Source organism: Pseudomonas sp. R15(2017), from assembly GCF_002112685.1.
Taxonomy (GTDB): domain Bacteria; phylum Pseudomonadota; class Gammaproteobacteria; order Pseudomonadales; family Pseudomonadaceae; genus Aquipseudomonas; species Aquipseudomonas glycinae.
On sequence record NZ_NEII01000032.1, the window covers coordinates 1 to 1,109 of the forward strand.

1 pseudogene is annotated in these 1,109 nt (G+C 58.8%); it reads right to left on the bottom strand.

From position 1 onward, the window contains the following. A pseudogene (locus CAF77_RS29425) lies at positions 1-1,109 on the bottom strand (hypothetical protein); the annotation flags it as partial.

A 1,109-nucleotide genomic window follows, 5' to 3' on the forward strand; every position in this document is an offset into this window, starting at 1 on the left:
TAGCGGATACTCAACCGTTCACCGCGACGGGCCTCAAAATACTGCAGTACAAACGCCGCATTGAGCGGAAATTTCACGGGTTTACCGGCGCTCAGTGAGTTGAGGGATTTGCTGTCCGTAAACAGCAGCACACCTTGGTCATCGTGCAATTGCCAGTGCACCACATCCTTGGGCAGGGTCGGATTGTTGACCGGGTTGGGGCAGGTGACTTCGCTGATGCCGTTGGGCAAATCCTTGGGTTCCAGCGCGCCGTCCTTTTCGCCCAGGAGTATTGGCTTGACCAGCTCAAGCTTCGGCTCACCGATGTTCAACGGCGAGGCTGGCGGGGAAGGCCTGCGAACGATTTCGCCGTTCTCGCCTTCACTGAGTAAGTCGTATGACACCACCAGGTTGCCGCCTTCGCCGGGTTTCAGGTACTCGGGGCCTGAAATGATGACGATGAACCCCTCAGGGTCATCGGCCTCCTGCTGGGTCGGAAAGATCCAGGCCAGCTCAGGCTCGAAAACGGTGCCGTCCGCAAGGGTAATGCTCCAGTGGATTTCAATGGCGTTGTCCGGGGTGATCAGCGGATCGTAGGGGATGCGGACGATCACGCTCGGCAAGTCGGGATCAAGCGCACCGCTCACGGCGCTTTCGACGATGGGGGCTGCCAGGCGGGTGGGTTCGCCGAGCATGTTGATGAAGCGGCCTCTGGAGCGCTGAATGATGCTGCCGCCACGTTCCAGGTCGAAGGAAAACACCCCCTGGTTTTTTGCCAGTGCCCGGGCACCGTCGTTGTCCATCAGCACATCGACCACCAGCGGTGGTTTTTTGTTGATGGTCTGGCGGGCTTCGACCTGGATGCGTTCGCCGTCGAGGGTGGTGCCTTGCAAGCGCATGATGATGGTGTCGCCCTGGTTGAAATCGACGGGTGAGGCAGCAAAGACCTGGAGCTTTAATTGCTCTTTACCCAGCTGGTCGAGATCGAGGTCGTTCCCGTCAGCCTGCTCAAGAATCGGTCCCTCCAGCCTCGAGTTGCCGGTGTCGACGACGATGCGCGTTTCCTTGCACCAGTCTTCGGAATCGTTGTCTGCAAAATCTCTGACGAAGAATGACACCGCCAGCCCTTC